Origin of the sequence: Streptomyces sp. NPDC059895 (genome assembly GCF_042731035.1) — a bacterium.
In the GTDB taxonomy this organism is placed as follows: domain Bacteria; phylum Actinomycetota; class Actinomycetes; order Streptomycetales; family Streptomycetaceae; genus Streptomyces.
In genome coordinates this window covers 28,038-49,071 of the sequence record NZ_JBHWKO010000022.1, presented here as the reverse complement: position 1 = coordinate 49,071, position 21,034 = coordinate 28,038, and the positions used below count along the sequence as shown (strand labels likewise).

Below are 21,034 nucleotides of genomic sequence, written 5' to 3'. Positions count from 1 at the left end.
GGTGCGGAGGGGGCGCCCCTTCTCGATGTGCGTCAGCCGGCCGCCGCTATGCGGTCGGTGGCCCTGACCGCCTTCTTCAGCTCCATGTCGCGGCGCCTGCGGCGCGCGAGGACCACACGGCGCTCGGCGGCGGTGAGGCCGCCCCAGACACCGTACGGCTCGGGCTGGAGCAGGGCGTGCTCGCGGCACTCGACCATCACGGGACAGCGGGCGCAGACCCGCTTGGCGGCCTCCTCGCGGGAGAGCCGGGCGGCGGTGGGCTCCTTGGAGGGGGCGAAGAACAGGCCTGCCTCGTCGCGCCGGCACACGGCCTCGGTGTGCCACGGAGCGTCTTGGTCCCTGTCCCGCGCCGGCACCCGCTGGGCCGGAACGGCGGCGACCTGCAGGGACGAATGCGGCGGTTGCAGCACGGTCTACTCCTGACGACGGCTTCGCGAGCGAGAGACGATGCAGCAAGGCCTACCCGCTGTGCGCGCGCCTATGCACTGAGTTCCGAACCGCCGGACCGGGCCCGCACCGGCTACCGGGCCGGGTACCGGGCCGGTACGCGCTCGCGTCGGGGACCGGCCCCCGCCCGGGCAGCCGGTCCGCGCTCGCCGGCCGGCCCCCGCCGGCTCGCCCCACCGTCCCCCCCACCGCCCCGCCCGCCGGCCCGCCCGCCGGTTCGCGACCGTCAACGGTCCAGATGCCTGCGCAAACCGCGGTCGACCTTGCGGTGCACCTTGTCGAGGATGTCCGCGACGACCCGGCCGCGCCTGGGCCGGCCCTCGATGTGGCCGAGGACGGCCCACCCCTCGACGTGGACGACGGGCGCGTCGGGATCGGCGGAGTCGAGCGTGTCGACCTCGAAGCTGCCGAGGACACCGCCGCCGGTACCGAACAGCGAGACGTTCTCCGGGACGCGGACCTCGACGCTGCCGAAGACGGAGACCGCCTTGACGACGACGTGCCGGTACTCGAACAGCGCCTCGCTCAGGTCGATCTCGACGCTGCCGAAGACCGCGTACGCGTGGATGCGGCGGCCGACCCGCCAACGGCCCCTGCGGACACTGCTGCTGAAGACGGCGACCAGGTTGACGTCCGGGTCGGCGGGGAGCGCGCCGGACGGCGGACGGTGCGGGGCCGGGGCGTACGGCGGGGCGTGCCGGTGGTGGGCGGCGGGCAGGTCCCTGATGAACACGTCCAGTTCACCGACCGTCCTGGCGGCCAGCACGCCCTCGACGCGCTCGGCGTGCTCGTCGGCGGTGAGGCGCCCCTCCGCGAGGGCCTCGCGCAGGATGTCGGCGATGCGGTCACGGTCGGCGTCCGAGGCGCGCAGCTCGGCCACGGAGGCACGCGGGTCGGCGACGGGAGCACGCGGGTCGGTCCGCTTCTGAAGGTCCACGACAGCAGCGTACCGACACACGATAGATCGCGATAGTCCCCGTAGAGGCCGAACTGAGCCTTACCTCACAAGCTCGCCGCCGACCGCAGGTCCTACGCTGGTGGGCGCTGCCGAAGGAGGCCAGCCGTCGTGCTCTGGAAACCGGCCGCACGCGTCAGTCGAGTGAGGAATGGGCGAGATGCCTGAGTTCGCGTACACCGATCTGCTCCCCATGGGAGAGGACACCACCCCGTACCGGCTGGTGACCTCCGAGGGTGTCTCCACCTTCGAGGCCGACGGGCGGACCTTCCTCAGGGTGGAGCCCGAGGCGCTGCGCAAGCTGGCCGAGGAGGCGATCCACGACATCCAGCACTACCTGCGCCCGGCGCACCTCGCGCAGCTGCGCCGGATCATCGACGACCCGGAGGCGTCGGGCAACGACAAGTTCGTCGCCCTCGACCTGCTGAAGAACGCCAACATCGCCGCGGCGGGCGTGCTGCCGATGTGCCAGGACACCGGCACGGCGATCGTCATGGGCAAACGCGGGCAGAACGTGCTCACGCGGGGGCGGGACGAGGAGGCGCTCTCCCGCGGCATCTACGACGCGTACACGAAGCTGAACCTCCGCTACTCCCAGATGGCTCCCCTCACCATGTGGGAGGAGAAGAACACCGGCTCCAACCTGCCGGCGCAGATCGAGCTGTACGCCACGGACGGCGGCGCCTACAAGTTCCTGTTCATGGCGAAGGGCGGCGGCTCCGCCAACAAGTCCTTCCTCTACCAGGAGACGAAGGCCGTCCTGAACGAGGCCTCCATGATGAAGTTCCTGGAGGAGAAGATCCGCTCGCTCGGTACGGCCGCCTGCCCGCCGTACCACCTGGCGATCGTGGTCGGCGGCACGAGCGCCGAGTACGCCCTGAAGACCGCGAAGTACGCCTCCGCGCACTACCTGGACGAGATCCCGGCCGAGGGCTCGCCGCTCGGGCACGGCTTCCGCGACAAGGAGCTGGAGGAGAAGGTCTTCGAGCTGACGCAGAAGATCGGCATCGGCGCGCAGTTCGGCGGCAAGTACTTCTGCCACGACGTGCGCGTGGTGCGGCTGCCCCGCCACGGGGCCTCCTGCCCGGTGGCCATCGCCGTCTCCTGCTCGGCCGACCGGCAGGCCGTCGCGAAGATCACCGCGGAGGGCGTCTTCCTGGAGCAGCTGGAGACGGACCCGGCGCGGTTCCTGCCCGACACCACCGACGAGCACCTCGAGCAGGACGGCGACGTCGTCCGGATCGACCTGAACCAGCCGATGGACGACATCCTCGCCGAGCTGACCAAGTACCCGGTCAAGACCCGGCTGTCGCTGTCCGGTCCGCTGGTCGTGGCGCGTGACATCGCACACGCCAAGATCAAGGAGCGGCTGGACGCGGGTGAGGAGATGCCGCAGTACCTGAAGGACCACCCGGTGTACTACGCGGGTCCGGCGAAGACCCCGGAGGGGTACGCCTCCGGTTCCTTCGGTCCGACGACGGCCGGCCGCATGGACTCCTACGTCGAGCAGTTCCAGGCGGCGGGCGGCTCCAAGGTGATGCTGGCCAAGGGCAACCGGTCGCAGCAGGTCACCGACGCGTGCGGCGCGCACGGCGGGTTCTACCTCGGCTCGATCGGCGGGCCCGCGGCCCGGCTGGCCCAGGACTGCATCAAGAAGGTCGAGGTCGTCGAGTACGAGGAGCTCGGCATGGAGGCCGTCTGGAAGATCGAGGTCGAGGACTTCCCGGCGTTCGTCGTCGTCGACGACAAGGGCAACGACTTCTTCAAGGACCCGGCGCCAGCCCCGACGTTCACGTCGATTCCGGTGCGGGGGCCGGGGCTGGCGTAGCGCCTTGTACGGCGGGGGCGGTGGGGGGTTTCTTCGCCCCCGCCGCCCCTTCCCGTCCCGTCCCCGGGGGCTGCGCCCCCGGACCCCCGCTTCGGCCCTGGACGGGCCTCGTCCTCAAACGCCGGACGGGCTATTCGGGTGCCCCCGATCAGACCACTCCCGGAACAACCGCGCCCGCCCCCACGCTGAACCCGGTATGACCGAATACCGCATCGAGCACGACTCCATGGGCGAGGTCCGCGTCCCCGCGCACGCGAAGTGGCGGGCCCAGACACAGCGGGCCGTGGAGAACTTCCCCGTCTCCGGGCAGCGCCTGGAGCGCGCGCACATCGAGGCCCTCGCCCGGATCAAGGGCGCCGCCGCCAAGGTCAACGCCGAACTGGGGGTGCTCGACAAGGAGATCGCCGAGGCGATCCAGGAGGCGGCCGCCGAGGTGGCCGAGGGCCGGTGGGACGAGCACTTCCCGGTGGACGTGTTCCAGACCGGGTCGGGGACCTCGTCCAACATGAACACCAACGAGGTCGTCGCGACGCTGGCGGCCGAGCGCCTGGGCCGGGACGTCCACCCCAACGACCACGTCAACGCCTCGCAGTCCTCCAACGACGTCTTCCCCTCCTCCCTGCACATCGCCGCCACCGCCGCCGTCACCCACGACCTGATCCCGGCCCTGGAGCACCTGGCCGCCGCGCTGGAGCGCAAGGCCGAGGAGTTCGCCGACGTGGTGAAGTCCGGGCGGACCCACCTCATGGACGCCACCCCCGTGACGCTGGGCCAGGAGTTCGGCGGGTACGCCGCCCAGATGCGGTACGGCGTCGAGCGGCTGCGGGCCTCGCTCCCCCGGCTGGCCGAACTGCCGTTGGGCGGCACCGCCGTCGGCACCGGCATCAACACGCCCCCCGGCTTCTCCTCCGCCGTGATCCAGGAGGTCGCCCGGGTCACCGGGCTGCCGCTGACCGAGGCCCGCGACCACTTCGAGGCGCAGGGCGCGCGGGACGGCGTCGTCGAGACCAGCGGGCAGCTCAGGACCATCGCCGTGGGACTGACGAAGATCGCCAACGATCTGCGGTGGATGGCCTCGGGGCCGCGGACCGGACTGGCCGAGATCTCCCTGCCCGACCTCCAGCCCGGCTCCTCGATCATGCCCGGCAAGGTCAACCCGGTGATCCCGGAGGCCGTGCTGATGGTCGCCGCGCAGGTGACCGGGAACGACGCCACGGTCGCCGCGGCGGGCGCCGCCGGCAACTTCGAGCTCAACGTCATGCTGCCGGTCATCGCCAAAAACGTGCTGGAGTCGGTCCGGCTGCTCGCCAACGTCTCCCGGCTGCTCGCCGACCGGACGGTCGACGGCGTCGTCGCCCACCGCGAACGGGCCCGCGAGTACGCCGAGTCGTCGCCGTCCGTCGTCACCCCGCTCAACAAGTACATCGGCTACGAGGAGGCCGCGAAGGTCGCGAAGAAGGCCTTGGCGGAGCGGAAGACCATCCGGGAGGCGGTCCTGGAGGGCGGGTACGTCGAGCGCGGCGACCTGACGCTCGGACAGCTCGACGAGGCGCTCGATGTCCTGCGGATGACACGTCCGTGACGTTTCGCGCCCGGCGCGAGAACCGTGACGCGCACCGCAGCGTCGTATGCCCATGGCACCTAATATCTGTGCATGGCAGACGGCGGAGCGGTGAGACACGTGGGAACCGGCGGTGCGGCGGCCTTCTGGGAGCCCGGTGACCAGATCCTGTGGCGCTACCGGGAGAACGGCGGCGAGCGATCGCACATCGTCCGGCCGGTGACCGTCGTCCGCGACGACGAGGACGTGCTCGCCGTGTGGCTCGCCCCCGGCACCCAGTGCGTCAAGCCCGTCCTCGCGGACGGCACCCCGCCGCACCAGGAACCGCTGCACAGCCGGTACGTCAAGCCGCGCAGCGTGGCGCTCGACCACTGGTTCGGCACGGGCGTGCTGAAGCTGGCCCGGCCCGGCGAGCCCTGGTCGGTGTGGCTGTTCTGGGAGCCGGGCTGGCAGTTCAAGAACTGGTACGTCAATCTCGAGGAGCCGCTGTCCCGCTGGGACGGCGGCGTGGACTCCGAGGACCACTTCCTGGACATCTGCGTCTATGAGGACCGGACCTGGGAGTGGCGCGACGAGGACGAGTTCGCACAGGCCCAGCAGGACGGCCTGATGGACGCGTCGGCGGCCGAGCGGGTGCGGGAGGCGGGCCGGGCCGCGGTCGAGGCGATCCGCGCCTGGGGGCCGCCGTTCGACGAGGGCTGGCAGCACTGGCGCCCGGATCCGTCCTGGGCCGTACCGTTGCTGCCGGAGGACTGGGACCGCGTGCCCGCGCGCCTGTCCACATGAGACCCTTGCTGCGCCCCCGGGCAACAAACGTAGGATCGTCCTCCGCAAGAGCAGCACAGAGCAACTCCCGGATCAGACGCCGGGTCTGACCGAACGTCACCGAGGGGCGGCAGGACGTGAGCGAGGGGTACGAGGGCGACACCGGCAGGGCCTTCGACGTGGGCCCCGGGGGCCGTGCCCGGTCCACCGGTGACACAGGAACAGCCTCTGACCACGCGGGAATCCCGTTCCGGGGACATGTGTTCCGGGTATCGGGTTCTCGGCGGGACCGACTGCGCGCACGGCGCGCAGCCCCGGACGGACGGATGCGACACGCGTGACGGAGCAGCCCACCTCCTACGAACGCCCCCAGGGCGTCGACCCCACGGACCCCCGCGGGGCGCTCTTGCGTACCCAGGCCTCCGCGCCGGGCTCCACCGCCTTACCGTCCGCCGCCGCCCAGGGCCGCACCGAGGACACCCCGGGAACCGCGCCGCGCGGCAAGGGAACGGAACCGGCCGCGCCCGACTCCGAGCACTCCCAGCCGATGGCCGCCGAGCCGCTGGGGGTGCCGTCCGCGGGGGCGAAGCCGGGCGTGGGGGAGCACCGGCCGCGGCCCGCGCCCGAGTCCATCCCGGTCCAGCCGGGCGCCGAGACGCGGCCCGAGCACGGCCCCGACGGGGGGCAGGAGCGCCGCACCGGCCAGGCGCCGGCTCCGGGCCGGCCCACGCCGATGCGGCGGGACGGGGACCGGCTGCGCTTCGTGGGCGCGGCCACCCGGCGGATCGCCCGGGGCCTGGACCTGGACGAGATCGTGATGGGGCTGTGCCGGGCCACCGTGCCGACGTTCTCCGACGCGATCCTCGTCTACCTGCGCGACCCGCTGCCGGTGGGCGACGAACGGCCCGTCGCGGACCGGGTCGTGCTGCGGCTGCGGCGCACCGACCGCATCCCCGAGGAGCGCGACACCGAGACGGGGTTCGCGGCGCTCGGCCTGCCGCCCCCGGAGACACCGGAGCTGTCGGAGCTGTCGGCGGCGATCGCGGAGCTGTGCGAGGTGCGGCCCGGCGGCGCGCTGGCGGAGGTGCTGCGCGGTGTGCGCCCGGTCTTCGCCGACCATCCGGCCGCGCGCGCCGCGCTGCCGGAACTGCTGGGCGAGGACAGCCAGTTGGACGTGCCGGACGGTCAGCGGGCGATCCTGGCCCCGTTGCGCGGCCGGCGCCGGGTGATCGGGGCGGCGGTGTTCATCCGCCGCCCGGACCGCATCCCGTTCGAGAGCGACGACCTGCTGGTCGCCGCCCAGCTCGCCACGCACAGCGCCCTCGGCATCGACAAGGCGGTGCTGTACGACCGTGAGGCGTACATCGCCGACGAGCTCCAGCGCACGATGCTGCCGGAGACCCTGCCGCGTCCCACGGGCGTCCGGCTGGCCTCCCGCTATCTGCCCGCCGCGGAGACCGCGCGGGTCGGCGGTGACTGGTACGACGCGATCCCGCTGCCGGGCAGCCGGGTGGCGCTGGTGGTGGGGGACGTCATGGGGCACTCCATGACGTCGGCCGCGATCATGGGCCAGCTGCGGACCACGGCGCAGACGCTCGCCGGGCTCGACCTGCCGCCGCAGGAGGTGCTGCACCACCTGGACGAGCAGGCGCAGCGCCTGGGCACCGACCGCATGGCGACCTGCCTGTACGCCGTCTACGACCCGGTCTCGCACCGCATCACCATCGCCAACGCCGGCCATCCGCCGCCCGTGCTGCTGCATCTGGGCGGGCGGGCCGAGGTGCTGCGGGTGCCGCCGGGCGCGCCGATCGGGGTGGGCGGCGTCGACTTCGAGGCCGTGGAGCTGGACGCGCCCGCCGGGGCGACGCTCCTGCTGTACACCGACGGCCTGGTCGAGTCGCGGCTGCGGGACGTGGCGACCGGCATAGAGCAACTGCGGGAGAAGCTCGCGGTGACCGCCCAGCTCACCGGGCCGGATCATCCGCCGCCCCTCGAGGCGCTGTGCGACGAGGTGCTCGACATGCTCGGGCCGGGCGACCGGGACGACGACATCGCGCTGCTCGCCGCGCGTTTCGACGGGATCGCGCCGAACGACGTGGCGTACTGGTACCTGGAACCGGAGGACGCCGCGCCGGGCCGGGCCCGGCGGCTGGCCCGTCGGGCGCTGGCCCGCTGGGGGCTGGAGGAGCTGACCGACTCCGTCGAACTGCTGGTGAGCGAGGTGGTCACCAACGCGGTGCGGTACGCCACCCGGCCGGTGACGCTGCGGCTGCTGCGTACCGATGTGCTGCGCTGCGAGGTCGGGGACGACGTGCCGCAGTTGCCGCGGCTGCGGCAGGCCCGCGCCACGGACGAGGGCGGGCGGGGCCTGATCCTCGTCAACCGGCTGGCCCGGCGCTGGGGGGCGACCCGGCTGAGCACCGGCAAGGTGGTCTGGTTCGAGCTCAACCACGGGTAGACCGTGTGACGCGACAGGGCGCCCGGTGATCACCGGGCGCCCTGTCGTCCACTGGCTGTCTGCTGCCGGCCCGTCTGCTACTGGGCCGTCGGCTACTGGACCGTCGGCTACTGGGCCGTCGGCTACTGGGCCGTCGGCTACTGACCCATCTGCTCGAACGGGTTTTCGGGTTCCTCCGTCTCGGACTCCTCCGCCGTCGGCGACTCCGACGGCTCCTCCGTGGTCGCCTCCTCCGAGGGTTCCTCCGTGGTCGGCTCCTCGGACGGGGTCGCGCTCTCGGCGGGCGCACTGGACGTCGGGGCCTCGGTGGTCGGCTCCTCCGTCGGCTCCGGCGACTCCGACGGGGACGGCTCGGCCGTCACGGTCGGCTGGACCGCCGCGCCCTGGTCGGTCTCCAGGTCGAACTTGGTGACCTTGCTGGAGACGCCGAAGGTGTACGCCGCCCAGATCTGCGCCGGGTAGCCACCGCCGTTGATGCGGCCCTTGCCGGGGATCAGGCCGGTCGCGCCGGTCAGGCTGACCTGGGGGTGCGGGGACTTGGCGGACTCGCCGAACAGGCCGACGGAGGTGACCAGGTCGGGGGTGTAGGCGGTGAACCAGGCCGACAGGTTGTTGTCGGAGGTGCCCGTCTTGCCCGCGACCTTCTGGCCGTTGCGCTCGGGGTTGTCCCGTACGGAGGTCTGGGCCGTGCCGTCGTCGACCACGCCGGTCAGGATCGAGGTGACCGTGTCGGCGGCCTCGCGGCTGATGACCTGCTCGCCGATGGGGTCGGAGAGGTCCACCTCGTGGGCGCTGTTCTCCACCGACTTGATGACGGCCGGGGTGACCTTCTTGCCGTGGTTGTCGAGGGTCGCGTAGACGCCGGCCATCTGCAGGGGGCTGGCTCCCATGGTGCCCAGGGTCTGTGCGGGCACGGCCTTCAGTCCCTCGGTGTCCATGCCGAGGTCACTGGCGGTCTGGAGCACCTTGTCCATGCCGACGTCGACGCCCATCTGCGCGAAGGCGGAGTTGATGGACTTGTTCATCGCCGTCTGGACGGTGACGTCGCCGTAGTCGACGTCGTCCTCGTTCTCCGGGGCGAAGCCGATGTCGCTGCCGACGACGGGGCGCTTGCTGGTGCCGTCGTAGAGGGTGTCGGCGGTGATCTCCTCGCCGTCCTGGGTCTGGGCCCCCTGGTCCAGGGCCGCGGCGAGGATCACCGGCTTGAAGGTGGAGGCGGGCTGGTAGTCGGCGCGGGTGGCGTTGTTCGTGTAGTGCTTGACGTAGTCCACACCGCCGTACATGGCCACGACCGCGCCCGTCTTCGGGTTCACGGAGACGGCCCCGGCCTGCACATCGCCGTCGACCGAGCGCTTCTCCGCGTCCAGTTTGCTGGTCAGCTGCTCCTTGACGGAGGTCTCCAGCGCCTTCTGCTTCTTCTTCTCGATGTTGAGCGTGATGTTCCAGCCGCCGGCGTTGACCATCGCCTCGGCCTCCTTGCTGCTGTCCGCGACGCCCTGCTCGACGAGCTGCCGCTCCAGCTCGCTGTTGGCCGCGTTCACCAGGTAGCCGACCTGGCCCTCCTGGCCGGGGGCGGCCTTGGGCTCCTTGGGCACCGGGAACTTCAGGGCGTCCCGCTCGGACTTGTCGAGCCAGTCCTCCTCGACCATGTTGTCCAGGACGTAGTTCCAGCGCTGCTGGACCAGCTTCTTGCCGGTGTCGGAGGCGACGGCCCAGTCGTACTGGCTGGGGGCCTGGAGCAGCGCGGCGAGGTAGGCGCCCTGGGCGACGGTGAGCTGGTCGGCGTCGACGCGGTAGTAGGCCTGGGCGGCGGCCTGGATGCCGTAGGCGCCGCGGCCGTAGTAGCTGGTGTTGATGTAGCCGGCGAGGATGTAGTCCTTGGACTTCTCCCGGTCCAGCTTCAGCGAGATGACCAGTTCGTTCAGCTTGCGCGTGACGGTCTGTTCCTGCGTCAGGTAGTAGTTCTTGACGTACTGCTGGGTGATCGTCGAACCGCCCTGGGCGCCCTTGCCCATGACCGTGTTGAGCAGACCGCGGGCGGTGCCCTTCAGGTCGACGCCGGCGTCCTGGTAGAACGTCTTGTTCTCGGCGGCGACGAAGGTGCGCTGGACGGCCTTGGGGACCTCGGACAGGTCGACGTTCTCGCGGTTGAGCTCACCGTCGCGGGTCAGCAGGGTGCCGTCGCTGTAGTTGTAGACGTTGCTCTGCAACTGGGCGGCCGCGTTGCCCTCGGGGATCGGCGTCGTCAGGTACAGCACGACGAACGCGCCGATGCCCAGCAGACAGGCGCCGAGGAACGTGCCGATCATCTTCTTCCAGGTGAAGAGCCGGCGTATGCGGCCCTTGTCGCCGCCCTTGGCGCCCTTCCTGGCGCTCCGGCCGGCGCTCCGGCGGGCCGCCGCGCGTCCGCCTGCCGCGACGCCGGTGGCCGCCTGGGCCGTCGGCACCGACTCCTCGCGCGGGTCCGGGGCCGCCCCCGGCGAACGGTCCCTGGGCGCTGCGCGGCGGCCACCGCGCTGTCGCGCTCGTCTCTCGTCCGCTCGTCCCATGAGTCCGCTCGCTCCGCTTCCTGTTCGGCAGTCACACCAGTGCCCGGAGGCAGGTCAGCTCAGCAAGCTAACACCGCTCTCTGTGACAAAGGGGGCCCGATCCGGCCGGGCCCGGGCGTGAGAATCAGCACCCCGCGCAGTGGAACCGACACACCGTTCCACCGAAATCGACGTACGACAGGGCCCCAGGGTTGCCATCCCGCCATAAAGTGCTATCACTTAGATAGAAGATGCGAAGAGCAGAGAGCCGGTTCGCGGGACAGCACCCGCGAGAAACGGGGGAACCCCATGTCCACGCACGACCCGCAGATCCCGGCGCCCGTCGCGCCCGTCGCGGCCGACATCGACGTGCCCGCGATGCCCGCCCCGCGCGTGCGGGAGTTCCCCGCGCGGAGCGTGGGGGGCGGGCTCGCGCTGCTGGCGGGGCTGGTCGGGCTGCTGGCCGGCGCAGGCCTGATCGCGGCCGCCGCGGCGGTGACGGCGACCGCCGCCAAGGCCGCCCTGATCACCGGGGGCGTCCTCGTCGCCCTGGCCGCGCTCGTCGCCATGTGCGGACTGAACATGGTGGCCCCGGGCGAGGCCCGCGTGGTGCAGCTCTTCGGGCGGTACCGCGGGACCATCCGCGAGGACGGCCTGCGCTGGGTGAACCCCCTCACCTCCCGCACGAAGATCTCCACCCGGGTCCGCAACCACGAGACCGCGGTCCTGAAGGTCAACGACGCCTACGGCAACCCGATCGAGCTGGCCGCGGTCGTGGTGTGGAAGGTCGAGGACACCGCCCAGGCGACCTTCGAGGTGGACGACTACTTCGAGTTCGTCTCCACCCAGACCGAGGCCGCCGTCCGGCACATCGCCATCGAGTACCCCTACGACGCCCATGACGTGGACGGGCTCTCGCTGCGCGGCAACGCCGAGGAGATCACCGAGAAGCTGGCCGCGGAGCTGCGCGTGCGCGTGGAGGCCGCCGGCGTGCAGATCATCGAGTCCCGCTTCACCCACCTCGCCTACGCCCCGGAGATCGCCTCCGCGATGCTCCAGCGGCAGCAGGCGGGCGCGGTGGTCGCGGCGCGGCGGCAGATCGTGGACGGCGCGGTCGGCATGGTCGAGGACGCGCTCAGCCGGATCGCCGAGCGGGACATCGTGGAACTGGACGACGAACGGAAGGCGACGATGGTGTCGAATCTGCTGGTGGTGCTCTGCGGGGACCGGGCGCCGCAGCCCGTGCTCAACACCGGGACCCTCTACCAGTGACGGATCCCGCCGGGGGCGATGCCCCTCAGCGTCGGCCGCGGCAGCGCAAGCAGGTGCTGCTGCGGCTCGACCCGTCGGTCCACGACGCGCTGGCCCGGTGGGCGTCGGACGAGCTGCGGTCGGCGAACGCCCAGATCGAGTTCCTGCTGCGCAAGGCGTTGAAGGAGGCGGGGAGGCTGCCGGGCGAGGCCGGCCCCCTCCCGCGTCGCGGACGGCCGCCAAAGGACTCCGCGCCCCGGCCGCCGTCGCCCCGAGAACGGCCGCAGACACCCTGAGGACGACGGCCGCAGACACCCTGAGGGCACGGGCCGCAGACACCCTGAGGGCAAGGGCCGCAGGCGTTCTGAGGGCACGGGCCGCAGGCACCCTGGGCGAGGAATGGCAGTCGTCGCCTTGGGGAGTGGCAGTCGTCGCATCGGGGGTGGCAGTCGTCGCGCGGGAGCGGCCGCCGGCGCTGTGGCGGATCTGTGACAATCGGCCCCCACCTGCGCACTCACCCGCTCCCCGCACCGACTCCGCACCGACTCCGCATCGCTTTTATACACACCGCGTATACACCGTGTGTACAGTTGCCCCCATGTCCATCGGTCACACCCTTCTGGGACTCCTGGAGTCCGGGCCCCGCCACGGCTACGACCTCAAGCGGGCCTTCGACGAGAAATTCGGTCACGACCGGCCGCTGCACTACGGCCAGGTCTACTCGACGATGTCCCGCCTGCTGAAGAACGGGCTCGTGGAAGTCGACGGCATCGAGGCGGGCGGCGGCCCGGAGCGGAAGCGGTACGCCGTCACCGACGCCGGCGTCACCGACCTCGCCCGCTGGCTCGCCACGCCCGAGAAGCCCGAGCCGTACCTCCAGTCGACGCTGTACACCAAGGTCGTCCTGGCGCTGCTCACCCACCGCGACGCGGCCGAGATCCTCGACACCCAGCGCGCCGAGCACCTGCGCGGCATGCGCATCCTGACCGACCGCAAGCGCCGGGGAGACCTCGCCGACCAGCTGATCTGCGACCACGCCCTGTTCCACCTCGAGGCCGACCTGCGCTGGCTGGAGCTGACCGCCGCGCGCCTCGACAGGCTGCGCGCGGCGGTGACCGCATGAGCGCCCCCGCCGGCTCGCTGCTCGCCGCCGAGAACCTGCGCAAGGCCTACGGTCCGACCCTCGCCCTCGACGGCGCCGAGTTCTCCATCCACCCCGGCGAGGTCGTCGCCGTCATGGGCCCGTCCGGGTCCGGCAAGTCCACGCTGCTGCACTGCCTCGCCGGGATCGTGACACCCGACTCGGGCTCGATCACGTACGACGGGCAGGAGCTCACCGCCCTGGGCGACGCCCGGCGCAGCGCGCTGCGGCGCTCGGAGTTCGGGTTCGTGTTCCAGTTCGGGCAGCTCGTGCCGGAGCTGACCTGTGTGGAGAACGTGGCGTTACCGCTCCGGCTGAACGGCACCCCGCGCAAGCAGGCGGAGCGGACCGCGCTGGCCTGGATGGAGCGGCTGGAGGTCGACGACCTGCGCGCCAAGCGGCCCGGCGAGGTGTCGGGCGGGCAGGGGCAGCGGGTGGCCGTGGCGCGCTCGCTGGTCACCGGCCCGCGGGTAGTGTTCGCCGACGAGCCGACCGGCGCGCTGGACTCCCTCAACGGCGAGCGCGTGATGGAGCTCCTCACCGAGGCCGCCCGGTCCGCGAACACCGCCGTCGTCCTGGTCACGCACGAGGCACGGGTGGCCGCCTACTCCGACCGCGAGATCGTCGTACGGGACGGTAGGTCCCGGGACATGGAGCGGATCGTATGAGCCTGCCGCAGTGGCCTCGGGACCTGGGGCTGGGGGTCCGGTTCGCCTTCGCCGGCGGGCGGGAGGGCTGGGTCAGGACCGTGCTGACGGCGGTGGGCGTCGGACTCGGCGTGGCACTGCTGCTGCTGTCGACCGCGCTGCCGAACGCGCTCGCGGAGCGGCACGCCCGCGAACAGGCCCGCATGGACTACACGTTCGACTCCGAGCCGCCGCCCGCGGCCGACGACACCCTGCTCATCGCCGACGTCGACACGGAGTTCCGGGACCGGGACGTGCGCGGCCGGCTGGTGCAGCCGGAGGGGCCGCGCGCGCCGCTGCCGCCCGGCGTGGACGCCTACCCGGAGCTCGGCGAGATGGTGGTCTCCCCCGCGCTGGGGGAACTGCTCGCCTCGGACGGGGCGAAGCTGCTGCGCGAGCGGCTGCCGTACCGGATCGTCGGGACCATCGGGGAGAGCGGGCTCATCGGCTCGCGGGAACTCGCCTACTACGCGGGTGCCTCCGGGCTCGCCGCGCACATCGACGGCTCGACGGTGTCCCGGCTGGAGCGGTTCGGGGACCGGAACCCGACGGAGGAGGAGACCGACCCGGTCCTCGTCCTTTTGAACATCGTCGTGATCGTGGTGCTGCTGATGCCGGTCGCGGTGTTCGTCGCGGCGGCCGTCCGCATGGGCGGCGAGCGGCGCGACCGCAGGCTCGCCGCGCTGCGGCTGGTCGGCGCCGACAGCCGGATGACCCGGCGCATCGCGGCGGGCGAGGCGATGGCCGGCTCCCTCCTCGGCCTGGCCGTCGGCACGGTGTTCTTCCTGACCGGACGTCAGCTGGCGGGCTCGGTGGAGGTGATGGACATCAGCGTGTGGCCCGGCTACCTCGACCCCTCCCCCGCGCTCGCCGCGCTGGTCGCGGTGGCGGTCCCGGCCGCCGCCGTCCTGGTCACCCTGTTCGCGCTGCGCGCGGTGGTGATCGAGCCGCTCGGCGTGGTGCGGGCGGCGCGGCCCGCCCGGCGCCGGCTGTGGTGGCGGCTGCTGCTGCCGCTGGCCGGACTCGCGATGCTCCACCCGATGGTCGGGCAGGGCCGCGCCGAGGGCGACTTCAACCAGTACCTGGTGGTCGGCGGCGTCCTGCTCCTCCTGGTCGGGGTCACCGCGCTGCTGCCGTGGCTGGTGGAGCGGTTCGTCGCCCGGCTGGGCGCGGGCGGTGTCGCCTGGCAGCTCGCCGTGCGCCGCCTCCAGGTGAGCAGCGGCTCGGCGGCCCGGATGGTCAACGGCATCGCGGTGGCGGTGGCCGGGGCGATCGCGCTCCAGATGCTGTTCGCGGGCGTCGACGGCGACTACACCGAGCGCACCGAGCAGGATCTCGGCCGGGCCCAGATGCAGGTGAGCGTGCCGGACGGCACCCCGATGGCCCCGACCGCCGAGAAGTTCGCCGGCACCGCGGGCGTACGGAAGGTCACGGCCCTGTGGGAGGGCTCCTTCGGCGACTCCAGCTGGCGCGGCGAGAGCGGGCCGGACCTCGCCACCGAGCTGACCGTCGGCGACTGCGCGGCGCTGCGCGAGGTGGCCGAGCTGCCGTCCTGCGCGGACGGCGACCTGTTCGTCCTCGACGGCTCCGACTACTCCACCGACGGGCCGAAGCTGAACGTGCCCGGCAGGAAGCTGTACCTGGATCCGTCCTCCCCCGGCGGCCGCGCGGAGGTCGTCTGGACCGTCCCGGCGGGTGTCACCCGCGCCCACGCGGTCGAGGACCCGACCGGCACCCGGCGCGGCGGCTTCCTGATGACACCGGCCGCGCTGCCCGAGGACCTGGAGACCGCGGTCGCCGGTCAGCTCTACCTCTCGGTCGACGAGTCGGTGCCCGACGCCGTCGACCACGTCCGCAACACCGCCGCCGCGATCGACCCGCTCGCCGATCCGATGACCTGGTCGGCCACGACCACGTCCGAGCAGTTCGACTCCCTGCGCACGGGGCTGCTCGTCGGCGCCGTCTGCGTGCTGGCGCTGATCGGGGCGAGCCTTCTGGTGTCGCAGCTGGAGCAGTTGCGTGAGCGCCGCAGACTGCTGTCGTCGCTGGTCGCCCTCGGCACCCGGCGGCGCACGCTGGGCCTGTCGGTGCTGTGGCAGACGGTGATCCCGGTCGCGCTGGGCCTGCTGCTGGCCTGCGTGGTGGGACTCACGCTGGGCGCGGTGCTGCTGCGGATGACGGGCACGCCGGTGGGGGTGGACTGGGCGAGCGTCCTGGCCATGGCCGGCTGCGGCACGGCGGTCGTCCTCCTGGTGACGCTGCTGAGCCTGCCCCCGCTGGTGCGGCTGATGCGGCCGGACGGGCTGCGCACGGAGTAGACCGGCACGACCCGGCCCTCCCCCTCGCACGACCCGGCCCTCCCCCCCCCGCACGACCCGGCCCCTCAGCCCGCACGGCATGGGCCCCTCACCCGGCGCGGGGGTGAGGGGCCCATGCCGCGAGGTGAAGCCGTCCCGCCCGCCGGGGCGGAGCGACCCATGGCGGATGTCCGACCTGCGACCTGCGACCTGTGACCTGCGACCTGTGACCTGCGACCTGTGGCCTGCGATCTGCGACCTCCCCCAGGTGACCTCATCGCTGGGCTCGATCCGCCTGGTCCGGCGCTCGTCCGACCGGTTGGCGGGTCTCAGTCGTCGGCGTCGAGCACCCGCACCGGCAGCGGCCGCAGCGCCTCGCGCAGGGCGGCCGCCAGCTCCGTGTACTCCGCCCCGCGGGCGGCGCCGGCCCGCATGGCGAGGGCGATCCGGCGGGTGGGGGCGGGATCGGCGAAGGAGCCCGTGAGGAGCCGGGTGGAGCGGCTGGCCTCGACGGTGACGGCGGTACGCGGCAGCAGGGTGCAGCCGAGTCCGCCGGCGACGAGCTGGACGAGCGTGGAGAGTCCGGCGGCGGTGGTCGTCACCGGCGCGCCCTTCCGACGCCCGCCCCCGCCCTCGGGCGAGGGCCGCCCCGCCCCGCTCATGCCGCGCCCGGCCTCGAGGCAGATGTCGAGCGCCTGGTCACGCAGGCAGTGCCCTTCGTCCAGGAGCAGCAGGTTCAGTTCCTTGAGCACCTCCCGCGGGATGCCCTGCCGGCCGCCGAGCCGGTGGCCGAGCGGGGTGACGAGCACGAAGTCCTCGTCGAACAGCGGGAGTTCCCGCATTCCGGGCACCCCGAGCGGTACGGCGAGCAGCAGCAGGTCGAGCCGGCCGCTGTGCAGGCCGTCGACGAGGTTGGCGGTCTGCTCCTCGTGGACCTGGAGGTCGAGGAGCGGGTAGCGCTCGTGGAGCAGGCGCAGGACGGTGGGCAGGAGATAGGGCGCGACCGTGGGGATGACGCCGAGGCGCAGCGCGCCGGTGAAGGGCGCCCGGACCGCCTCGGCCTCCTCCAGCAGCGCCCCGACCTCCTCCAGCACCGCCTTCGCCCGTACGGCGAGCCGCTCGCCGGCCGCGGAGAGCAGCACCTTGCGAGTCGTACGCTCCAGGAGGCTCACGCCGAGAGTCTCCTCCAGCGCGGAGACGGCGCCGGACAGGGCGGGCTGGCTCATGCCGATGACGGCGGCCGCGTCCCTGAAGTGCAGGTGCTCGGCGACGGCCGCGAAGGCCCTCAACTGGGCCAGGGTGGGCTGCCGCCGCTTGGCCCCCGCGCCGCCCACACCCTTGGCGCCGACATTACTGACGGTCACTGATAACCACCTCCGATCAACCCAATCGAGTGTAGCCATTTCCGTAATCAATGCACTATGTGCCACGATCGCCTCCGTCCAACCCATGGGAAATGTCCGCGATCCGGACGTTTCCTCGCTGCAAGGAGGGCCTGTGCTCACCGTCGGTGACAAGTTCCCCGAATTCGAACTGACCGCCTGCGTCTCGCTGGAGAAGGGCAAGGAGTTCGAACAGATCCACCACAAGTCCTACGAGGGCAAGTGGCTCGTGGTCTTCGCGTGGCCGAAGGACTTCACCTTCGTGTGCCCGACGGAGATCGCCGCCTTCGGCAAGCTGAACGACGAGTTCGCCGACCGCGACGCGCAGATCCTGGGCTTCTCCGGCGACTCCGAGTTCGTCCACCACGCCTGGCGCAAGGACCACCCGGACCTGACGGACCTGCCGTTCCCGATGATGGCCGACTCCAAGCACGAGCTGATGCGCGAGCTCGGCATCGAGGGCGAGGACGGCTTCGCCCAGCGTGCCGTGTTCGTCGTGGACCCGAACCACGAGATCCAGTTCACGATGGTCACCGCCGGTTCCGTCGGCCGGAACCCCAAGGAGGTCCTGCGGGTCCTGGACGCCCTGCAGACCGACGAGCTGTGCCCCTGCAACTGGTCCAAGGGCGAGGACACCCTCGACCCGGTCAAGCTGCTGGCCGGGGAGTGACCTGACATGGCCCTCGACACCCTGAAGTCCCGTGTACCGGACTACGCCAAGGACCTGAGGCTCAACCTGGGTTCGGTCATCGGCAACTCCGACCTTCCCGCGCAGCAGCTGTGGGGCACGGTGCTGGCGACCGCGATCGCCTCCCGCTCCCCGATCGTCCTGCGCGAGCTGGAGCCGGAGGCGAAGGCGAACCTCTCGCCGGAGGCGTACACGGCCGCCAAGTCCGCCGCCGCGATCATGGCGATGAACAACGTCTTCTACCGCACCCGGCACCTGCTGTCGGACCACGAGTACGGCAACCTGCGGGCGGGACTGCGGATGAACGTCATCGGCAACCCCGGGGTCGACAAGACCGACTTCGAACTGTGGTCGTTCGCCGTCTCCGCCATCAACGGCTGCGGCATGTGCCTGGACTCGCACGAGCAGGTGCTGCGCAAGGCGGGCGTCGAGCGCGAGGTGATCCAGGAAGCGTTCAAGATCGCCTCGGTGGTCCAGGCGGTCGGCGTGACCCTGGAGACGGAAGCGGTGCTCTCCGAGTAGGGCCGGTCGTACGCGAGCCCCGTCCACCCGGGTGGTGGGCGGGGCTCCGTCGAACTCCCCCGACTTCCGGGCTCCCCCGGCTCCTTCAGGCTCCCCCGACTTCCGGGCTCCTTCAGGTTCCCCCGGGCTCCTTCAGGTTCCCCCGACTTCCGGGCTCCCCCAGTCCCTTCAGGCTTCCCCGGAGGGGGCACCCCCCGACGGGCCGGAGTGGTCCCCGGCCTCGATGGGCGCCATCGGCGCCACCGGCGCCACGTCCAGCGCCGTGGCCCCCCGCGGCCGTGGTGCCTGCCGCAGCGCCGACTCCCGCGAGTACGCGGCCAGATAGCTCACGACCGTGTTGGACACCGCCACCAGCGGTACGGCGACCACGGCGCCGCCGATGCCGGCGACCATGCCTCCGGCGGCGACCGTCAGCACCACCGCCAGCGGGTGGACGCGTACCGCCCGGCCGAGGATGAACGGCTGGAGGATGTGGCCCTCGATCTGCTGGACGGCGAGGACCACCGCCAGGGTCATCACCGCGGTGAACACGCCCTGCGTCACCAGCGCGACCACGACGGCCAGCGCGCCGGAGGCGACCGCGCCGACCAGCGGGATGAAGGAGAACAGGAAGATGAAGACGGCGAGCGGCACCGCCATGGGCACGTCGAGGAAGTAGATGCCCAGGCCGATGAAGATCGCGTCGATCAGCGCGACGATCACCGTGCCGCGCACGTACGCCGTGAGCGTCGCCCAGGCGCGCGGGCCCGCGCCCGCCACGCCGGCCCGGGCGGTGGCCGGGACCAGCTTGAGGGTCCACTGCCAGATGCGCTTGCCGTCGTAGAGCAGGAACAGCGTCGAGAAGAACGCGAGCAGGATGCCCGTGAGGGCCTCGACGACGACGGTGACGCCCTCCAGGCCGGCCGAGGTGATCTCGTCGGTGTTGGCGCCGACGGCGTCGCGCAGGTTCTCGGCGATGCCGTTGATCTGCTTGTCGGTGACGTGGAACGGGCTGTTGAGCAGCCAGCGCCGCAGGTCGTCGATGCCGTCCTGGACCTGGTCGGAGAGGGTGTCGATGTTCTCCATGACCTGCCAGGTCACGAACCAGCCCATCAGCCCGATGACGACGAACCCGAGGATGGCCGTCAGGGCGGTCGCGGGGCCCCGGGGCACGCCCAGGCGCTTGAGGCGGGCGACGGTGGGCTCCAGCAGGGCGGTGAGCAGCAGCGCCACCACGAAGGCCAGCACCACGAGTTGGACGGCGCTGATGACCTTCATCAGGACCCAGACGGTCCCCGCGAGCACCAGCAGCCGCCAGCCCGCCTCGGCGGCGACCCGGACCCCCCACGGCACGACCTGTGCGGGGTCGGGGCGGGGGGTGGGCGGCGGCAGTTCCTCCGGGGGGACGACCAGGGTGTCGGGCGCCAGCGGTCCGGTTCCCCCGGCCTCCGCGCTCTCCCGCCGGGCCTCGGCACGGCGCTCGTCGAGCCGCTCCCCCATCCTGGTCAGACCGGCACCGATCCGACCGAGCCAACGTGGCACTCGCGACATGATCCGTCCTCTTCCCCCGTCTCTCCCCACCACTCCCCCTGGAGTCGTCGGCTCCGACCGTACAGGGCGACAGCCCCTCCCCCTAGGACGGGGAGGGGCTGCGCGGGGTTGAGCCGCCGGGCGCGGGCGGTGGGCCCTGCTCGGCGCGCGGTACCGGAGGACCTAGTACCAGTGGTTGGCCTGCCAGAACGTCCAGGCCTCGCAGGGGCTGCCGTACCGCTCGTTCATGTAGTTGAGGCCCCACTTGATCTGGGTGGCCGGGTTCGTCTGCCAGTCGGAGCCGACGGACGACATCTTGGAGCCGGGCAGGGCCTGGAAGAGGCCGTAGGCGCCGGAGGAGGCGTTGACGGCCTGGTAGTTCCAGCTCGACTCGTGGTTCACGATGTTGCTGAAGCACTGGAACTGGCCGCTGGGCACCATCTGCGCCGCCATCGCCTGGATCTGCGCGACGGTGTAGGAGCTCTGGACCGGGAAGCTGGAGGCGGACGCGCTGCGGCTGGCCGCCGCGGCCTTCGCCTCGGCGCGCTCCTTGGCCTCCTCGGCCGCCTTCTCGGCGGCCTCCTTCTTGGCGATCGCGGTCTTGGCGGCCGCCTTGCGGGCCGCCTCCTCGGCGTCCTTCTTGGCGCTCTCGTCCGCGGCGATCGCCTGGACGCTGGCCTGCTGCGTCAGGGACGCGGTCTGGACCTGGGCCTGCTGGCCGACAGGGATGTCCGCGAGGAGGGTCGCGTCGCTGGCCGTCGTTTCAGCGTCGATGGTCTGCGCGGTGCTGCCCGAGGCAACGCCGACGACGCTTCCGACAGCGGTGACCGCGGTGGCCGAAGCCACTGCGAATCCCCGGACCGAGATCCGGCTCACACGGTTTCCTTCCAGCATCGCCCGCTGAGGTGACCCTGGCGGACGCGATCGTGCCCCTGGCACTGGCCTCCCCACTGCGGGGTCACGGAGGCGCGGGCCCGGTGGGCAACTCCCCCTGGGGAGCGCCGCGTGGTGCTCGG

The 21,034-nt window shown here is 72.1% G+C and carries 17 protein-coding genes; 11 read left to right on the top strand and 6 right to left on the bottom strand.

The genetic code is table 11. The annotated features are described in order from the left end of the window. Positions 1 to 32: 32 nt before the first annotated feature. Positions 33 to 410, bottom strand: coding sequence for a WhiB family transcriptional regulator (locus ACFV9M_RS24140; protein ID WP_385067392.1), 378 nt, complete (start codon positions 408 to 410; stop codon positions 33 to 35). Positions 411 to 673: 263 nt separating this feature from the next. Beyond that, entirely contained in the window at positions 674 to 1,384 is a 711-nt protein-coding gene (locus tag ACFV9M_RS24135) for a DUF1707 domain-containing protein (protein WP_385067395.1), read from the bottom strand. 169 nt (positions 1,385 to 1,553) lie between these two features. Between ACFV9M_RS24135 and ACFV9M_RS24130 the strand changes: the two genes are divergently transcribed. The 4 genes from ACFV9M_RS24130 (at position 1,554) to ACFV9M_RS24115 (ending at position 8,014) form a co-directional block, all read left to right on the top strand. Beyond that, entirely contained in the window at positions 1,554 to 3,230 is a 1,677-nt protein-coding gene (locus ACFV9M_RS24130) for a fumarate hydratase (protein WP_385067398.1), read from the top strand. A 196-nt stretch (positions 3,231 to 3,426) separates the two neighbouring features. Continuing rightward, positions 3,427 to 4,812, top strand: coding sequence for a class II fumarate hydratase (locus ACFV9M_RS24125; protein ID WP_385067401.1), 1,386 nt, complete (start codon positions 3,427 to 3,429; stop codon positions 4,810 to 4,812). Between the two features lie 72 nt (positions 4,813 to 4,884). Beyond that, on the top strand, positions 4,885 to 5,577 hold the full coding sequence (locus tag ACFV9M_RS24120) for a DUF402 domain-containing protein (protein ID WP_385067403.1): 693 nt from the start codon (positions 4,885 to 4,887) through the stop codon (positions 5,575 to 5,577). 316 nt (positions 5,578 to 5,893) lie between these two features. Next, a complete protein-coding gene (locus ACFV9M_RS24115) occupies positions 5,894 to 8,014 on the top strand; it encodes a SpoIIE family protein phosphatase (protein ID WP_385067406.1) in 2,121 nt (706 codons plus the stop codon). Between the two features lie 137 nt (positions 8,015 to 8,151). On the opposite strand, the gene ACFV9M_RS24110 is transcribed toward ACFV9M_RS24115, so the two are convergent. Continuing rightward, complete coding sequence (locus tag ACFV9M_RS24110) at positions 8,152 to 10,563, bottom strand: transglycosylase domain-containing protein (protein ID WP_385067408.1); 2,412 nt, start codon at positions 10,561 to 10,563, stop codon at positions 8,152 to 8,154. Between the two features lie 288 nt (positions 10,564 to 10,851). Here ACFV9M_RS24110 and ACFV9M_RS24105 point away from each other — a divergent pair, with 288 nt between their 5' ends. From ACFV9M_RS24105 to ACFV9M_RS24085, 5 genes are all read left to right on the top strand, one after another. Continuing rightward, the gene (locus ACFV9M_RS24105; protein ID WP_385067411.1) at positions 10,852 to 11,814 is read left to right on the top strand and encodes an SPFH domain-containing protein; all 963 of its coding nucleotides are present in this window, start codon (positions 10,852 to 10,854) and stop codon (positions 11,812 to 11,814) included. Beyond that, on the top strand, positions 11,811 to 12,089 hold the full coding sequence (locus ACFV9M_RS24100; protein ID WP_385067413.1) for a hypothetical protein: 279 nt from the start codon (positions 11,811 to 11,813) through the stop codon (positions 12,087 to 12,089). The genes ACFV9M_RS24105 and ACFV9M_RS24100 overlap by 4 nt, the downstream gene beginning before the upstream one ends. 302 nt (positions 12,090 to 12,391) lie before the next feature. Then, positions 12,392 to 12,916 (top strand): PadR family transcriptional regulator, encoded by a 525-nt coding sequence (locus tag ACFV9M_RS24095; RefSeq protein WP_385067416.1) that lies wholly within the window; start codon positions 12,392 to 12,394, stop codon positions 12,914 to 12,916. Then, complete coding sequence (locus ACFV9M_RS24090; RefSeq protein ID WP_385067418.1) at positions 12,913 to 13,602, top strand: ABC transporter ATP-binding protein; 690 nt, start codon at positions 12,913 to 12,915, stop codon at positions 13,600 to 13,602. The genes ACFV9M_RS24095 and ACFV9M_RS24090 overlap by 4 nt, the downstream gene beginning before the upstream one ends. Then, positions 13,599 to 15,938 (top strand): ABC transporter permease, encoded by a 2,340-nt coding sequence (locus ACFV9M_RS24085; protein WP_385067421.1) that lies wholly within the window; start codon positions 13,599 to 13,601, stop codon positions 15,936 to 15,938. The genes ACFV9M_RS24090 and ACFV9M_RS24085 overlap by 4 nt, the downstream gene beginning before the upstream one ends. A 308-nt stretch (positions 15,939 to 16,246) precedes the next feature. Here ACFV9M_RS24085 and ACFV9M_RS24080 read toward each other — a convergent pair whose 3' ends face one another. Further along, the gene (locus ACFV9M_RS24080) at positions 16,247 to 17,281 is read right to left on the bottom strand and encodes a LysR substrate-binding domain-containing protein (protein WP_385067423.1); all 1,035 of its coding nucleotides are present in this window, start codon (positions 17,279 to 17,281) and stop codon (positions 16,247 to 16,249) included. Between the two features lie 133 nt (positions 17,282 to 17,414). On the opposite strand from ACFV9M_RS24080, the gene ACFV9M_RS24075 reads away from it, so the two are divergent. Then, positions 17,415 to 17,969 carry a peroxiredoxin gene (locus tag ACFV9M_RS24075; protein WP_385067425.1) on the top strand — a complete coding sequence of 185 codons (555 nt, stop codon included), beginning with the start codon at positions 17,415 to 17,417 and terminating at the stop codon, positions 17,967 to 17,969. Positions 17,970 to 17,975: 6 nt separating this feature from the next. Beyond that, positions 17,976 to 18,509, top strand: a complete 534-nt coding sequence (locus tag ACFV9M_RS24070) for an alkyl hydroperoxide reductase (RefSeq protein WP_385067428.1) — start codon at positions 17,976 to 17,978, stop codon at positions 18,507 to 18,509. A gap of 168 nt (positions 18,510 to 18,677) precedes the next feature. Here the strand turns inward: ACFV9M_RS24070 and ACFV9M_RS24065 are convergent, their stop codons facing one another. Both ACFV9M_RS24065 and ACFV9M_RS24060 read right to left on the bottom strand, forming a co-directional pair. After that, positions 18,678 to 20,039, bottom strand: a complete 1,362-nt coding sequence (locus ACFV9M_RS24065; RefSeq protein ID WP_385067431.1) for an AI-2E family transporter — start codon at positions 20,037 to 20,039, stop codon at positions 18,678 to 18,680. 162 nt (positions 20,040 to 20,201) lie between these two features. Continuing rightward, a complete protein-coding gene (locus ACFV9M_RS24060) occupies positions 20,202 to 20,894 on the bottom strand; it encodes a transglycosylase SLT domain-containing protein (protein WP_385067433.1) in 693 nt (230 codons plus the stop codon). Positions 20,895 to 21,034 lie beyond the last annotated feature (140 nt).